Here is a 4,316-nt window from a genome sequence, read left to right as displayed (position 1 = left end):
CGCAGCAGGGGGTCCGCGACATCGACGCCTACCGCGAGACCTGGCCGCCGTTGAATCCGCCGCCGGGCGCTGCTGTGACCAGGCCGATTTCTCCGGCGGTGATGGCCAGGCGTTTGTCGTATGTCACAAAGGCGCTGATCGTCTTTCCGGACGCGACGAGCTGGTCCGCGGTGGCCAGGTGGATGGCGTCCAGTGACCGCAGGTGGGGGAACGGGTAGGCGCCCGCGGTGGCTCGGATGGCGTCGTCGATGTCGAGGCGGTCAAGATGGGCAAGGACGCTTGGCACCGCTGCCAGCCGTGCCGGTTCCTCCCGGCGTAACGCCCGTGGGACTTCGACTTCGGCGAGTTTGGAGGTGATCACATGCTCGGTCTGCCGAGAGTTGAGCCATTCGGTCAGCTCGTCGCTCTCCAACTCGGGTCTGATCAGCTTTACGATCGCGGAGGTGTCCAGATAGATCACCAGCGTTCCTCGTCACGGAGTTGTCGGATCAGCGCACCGGCTTCCAGGCCATTGATCAGTGGGCCCTGCGGTGCGATGAACGGGCCGGTGACGGTGGCTGGGGCGACCTTGCCCGCTGCGATCAGGTCGTCCAGTTCCCCGGGGGTTGCCGGCACGATTCGGCCGATCACCTTGCCGTGTCGGGTGATTTCGACGGTCTCGCCGTGTTCGACACGCGCCAGGACGCCTGCGGTGTCCTGATTGAGCACCCGCACGGGTACCTGTTCCATGAACCCAGTGTAGTACATGGGTAGTACATGGGTAGTACTGCATCGACGTCATGGTGGCGGAGCGGGCGATCTCCATTCCGGGCGATCTTAGGCGTGCGACGCCGTGGCGTTGTTTGTCCTGCACATCGACTGTGGTCCTCCTCGAGCTGGCGGATAGCCGCGACAGGACGTCCTGCCACAATCTGCTACCTTCGCGAACATGATCCGAGCGTCGTCGCAGCTACCCGGTACCGTGGTAAAGGTCCGGTACCGCTGGTCTGCGGGTGGCTGTCAGGGGTCATCCGGATGCCAGGAGTGTCCGCGGCGCACGGCACGATGTGGTCACGACGCTGGAGTGGGATGCCGGTGAGAGCACCACCGTCGCAGGTGTGGGTCCAGTCGTTGGGGGAGCTGCTCGACTCTCCACCCGTCCCCGAGAGCGGCCATCCGTGGACAGGACGCGGGACGACGCCGTTGGCCGTCGAGCTGAGTTTCGCCGCGTATCCGTCGGCCGGCGCCGCCACCACCGAGTTGGGCCTGAAGGTGACCGCTCGGCTGGTCAAGCCGGGAAAGAACGGCTGGGTCGCCGCCGTCGGGTGGGACGAGCTGAATGCGTCGTACAAGGTCGGTGAGTTCTCCCCGGCGCAGGTCCAGGTGCTGCAGGAGATGTTCGCCCTGTACAGGGCCCGACAGGACCGGTACGACTACTCGTACTACTCTCACAGCGGGCCGAAGCGGCTCGACCTTTCCGCATTCGGGAGCCACCAACTCTGGCCGATGCTCGACGCGGCCGCGGCGGTCGGCCTCCGGTTCGTCCACGCGAGGAAGAAGCTCGGCGACGTGGACCGTTACGGCCTCGCCGAACTGTGTGTGGACGTGATGCGCGACGCGAGCTCGGAATCCTTGATCGTCGCACCCCTGCTTCGCATCGAAGGGTCGGCCGAAGCCGAGGCCGCGGTGTTCTCGTTCATCGGCGGCGACGGCCACGGTGTCATCTACGTCGATCGGGCGGAGATCCGGGCGTCTGAGGACCACCGCGACTGGCACGTGCGGCTTGCTCGTCTCGTCGAGCCGGTGCCGCCGGCGCTGCAGCGGATGGCGGTCGGGAACCGGAGCCTGGAGGTCCCAGCTGTCGAGGAGGACCGGTTCCGGACGGAGTTCTACCCGCGGTTGCGCCGGCTGGCCCCGGTGCTGTCCCGTGACGGGTCGTTCGTACCGCCGGAGGTGGTGCCGCCGACCCTGGTGCTGCGTGCCGCCTACGGTGATGACCACGACCTCGACCTCAACGTGGAGTGGGAGTATGACCTCGGCGGCCGGCGGATACGCGTACCGTTGCGCGACGCGGCGCCGGAGGGATTCCGGGACCCGCGCCAGGAGCGGGATGCGCTGGCCGCGCTGGACCTGCCCCCCGATGCGGCGGCCGTGCTCTGCGTCGGGCCGGGGCTCGCAGGCGAGGAGCTGACCGCGGAGCTGACCCCGGAGCTGACCCTGCCGTCGCGGGTGCGGCTGCGCGGTACCGACACGATGCGCGTGACGACGGAGCTGCTTCCGTGGCTGGCGGGGCGTCCCGGGGTTGTCGTCGAGGTCAGCGGCGAGCCTGTCGACTACCGGGAGGCGGGCGACTCGCTGCGTATCGGCCTGTCGACCGATGACGTGGTGGGTGAGACCGACTGGTTCGACCTCGGGGTCACCATCTCCGTGGAAGGTCGTCAGGTGCCGTTCGCGGACGTCTTCCTGGCGCTGGGTCGGGGCCAGTCGCACCTGCTCCTCGCCGACGGCGCCTATTTCAGTCTGGACAAGCCCGAGCTGCAGGCTTTGCGGCGGCTGATCGAAGAGGCGCGGGCGCTGCAGGACCGACCCGCCGGTCAGCTGCGGATCAGCAGGTTCCAGGCCGGGCTGTGGGACGAGCTGGCCGAGCTCGGCGTGGTCGAGCGCCAGGCGCACTCATGGCGCCAACAGGTGACGGGGCTGCTGTCGCTGAGCGCGGTGGATCAGTATGAGCCGCCTTCGACGCTCGCGGCGACGCTGCGGCCGTACCAGCTCGAGGGTTTCCGCTGGCTGGCGTTTCTGTGGCAGTACCAGCTGGGTGGGGTGCTCGCCGACGACATGGGCCTGGGCAAGACGCTGCAGACGCTGGCGCTGGTCTGCCACGCGAAGCAGGTCGCCCCCGAACTCGCGCCGTTCCTCGTCGTCGCGCCGACGAGCGTCGTGGCGAACTGGGCCGCGGAAACGGCACGGTTCGCACCCGGTCTGCGGACAGTGACGATTTCTGACACGGAGCGACGCCGCGGCGACCCTCTCGAACAGGCGGTGTCACGCGCAGACCTGGTCGTCACCTCGTACACGCTGTTTCGGCTCGAGTATGACAAGTACGCGGACCTCCCGTGGTCCGGTCTGGTTCTCGACGAGGCCCAGGTCGTCAAGAACCACCAGTCAAAGGCGTACCAGTGCGCTCGACTGCTTCCGGCGACTTTCAAACTGGCCGTCACCGGGACCCCGATGGAAAACAACCTGATGGAGCTGTGGTCGCTCCTGTCGGTCACCGCGCCAGGTCTGTTCCCGAGCCCGACACGATTTCGTGACTACTACGCCCAGCCCATTGAAAAAGAGCACGACGCCGAGCTGCTCGCGCAGCTTCGCCGGCGGATCCGACCGCTGATGACGCGCCGGACCAAGGAGCAGGTCGCGCCCGAGCTTCCACCGAAGCAGGAACAGGTTCTCGAGGTGGACCTGCATTCGCGGCACCGGAAGCTGTACCAGACCCACCTGCAACGGGAACGGGAGAAGGTTCTGGGCCTGGTGACGGACATGAACAGGAACCGCTTCACGATCCTGCGTTCGTTGACCCTGCTACGCCAGCTCAGCCTGCACGCCGGACTCGTGGACGACGGTCATGACGACATTCCGAGCGCCAAGATCGACGCCCTGCTCGGTCAGCTCAGCGACGTCATCGACGGCGGCCACCGGGCCTTGGTCTTCAGCCAGTTCACCAGATTTCTCGGTAAGGTACGCGACCGGTTGTCCGCCGTCGGCGTGGAATACTGTTACCTCGACGGCAGGACCCGTAACCGACCGGCAGTGCTCGAACGGTTCAAGACGGGGTCAGCCCCGGTGTTCTTCGTCAGCCTGAAAGCCGGCGGATTCGGTCTGAACCTCACCGAGGCCGACTACTGCTTTCTGCTCGACCCGTGGTGGAACCCCGCAACCGAGGCGCAGGCGGTGGACCGCACACACCGTATCGGGCAGACCAAGAACGTCATGGTCTACCGACTCGTCGCCAAGGACACCATCGAGGAGAAAGTGATGGCGCTGAAGGCCAGGAAAGCCGAATTGTTCTCCAGCGTCATGGATGATGGCGACGCGTTCGGTTCGAGTCTCGACGCGGACGACGTCCGGGCGCTCTTCTCCTGACCGTCCACGTAGATCGCATCGGGCCCGATGACGGCGAGCGGTTACGCGGCGTCCGCCTGGCGGCGCTGGCCGATGCGCCCGGGTCCTTCTGGCAGACCTTGGCGGATGAGAGCGCCCGTCCTCGTGCGGACTGGCGGGCTCGCGCGCGGCGCAACGCCGCAGGTGATGCGCACGCGACGTTCCTCCTGGAGCGGGGG

Annotated in this window: 3 protein-coding genes; 1 reads left to right on the top strand and 2 read right to left on the bottom strand. The window is 67.0% G+C overall.

Annotated features, from left to right (window positions below; genetic code table 11):
- Positions 1 to 28: 28 nt before the first annotated feature.
- Together U9980_RS23480 and U9980_RS23475 are read right to left on the bottom strand one after the other, a co-directional pair.
- Positions 29 to 460, bottom strand: coding sequence for a type II toxin-antitoxin system VapC family toxin (locus U9980_RS23480; RefSeq protein ID WP_322751515.1), 432 nt, complete (start codon positions 458 to 460; stop codon positions 29 to 31).
- Positions 457 to 729 carry a type II toxin-antitoxin system Phd/YefM family antitoxin gene (locus tag U9980_RS23475; RefSeq protein WP_416210368.1) on the bottom strand — a complete coding sequence of 91 codons (273 nt, stop codon included), beginning with the start codon at positions 727 to 729 and terminating at the stop codon, positions 457 to 459. Before U9980_RS23475 ends, U9980_RS23480 begins: the two co-directional genes overlap by 4 nt.
- Positions 730 to 1,014: 285 nt before the next feature.
- On the opposite strand from U9980_RS23475, the gene U9980_RS23470 reads away from it, so the two are divergent.
- The gene (locus U9980_RS23470; protein ID WP_322769922.1) at positions 1,015 to 4,119 is read left to right on the top strand and encodes a DEAD/DEAH box helicase; all 3,105 of its coding nucleotides are present in this window, start codon (positions 1,015 to 1,017) and stop codon (positions 4,117 to 4,119) included.
- The last annotated feature ends 197 nt before the right edge of the window (positions 4,120 to 4,316 follow it).

It is taken from the genome of Protofrankia sp. Cr1 (assembly GCF_963555865.1).
Classification (GTDB): Bacteria; Actinomycetota; Actinomycetes; order Frankiales; family Frankiaceae; genus Protofrankia.
This window is presented reverse-complemented; position numbering and strand designations above follow the sequence as displayed.

What these genes read in the sequence shown, in the direction of transcription:
- U9980_RS23475 (WP_416210368.1), bottom strand. Translation starts at nt 729, where the DNA reads ATGGAACAGGTACCCGTGCGGGTGCTCAATCAGGACACCGCAGGCGTC.
- U9980_RS23470 (WP_322769922.1), top strand. Translation starts at nt 1,015, where the DNA reads ATGCCAGGAGTGTCCGCGGCGCACGGCACGATGTGGTCACGACGCTGG.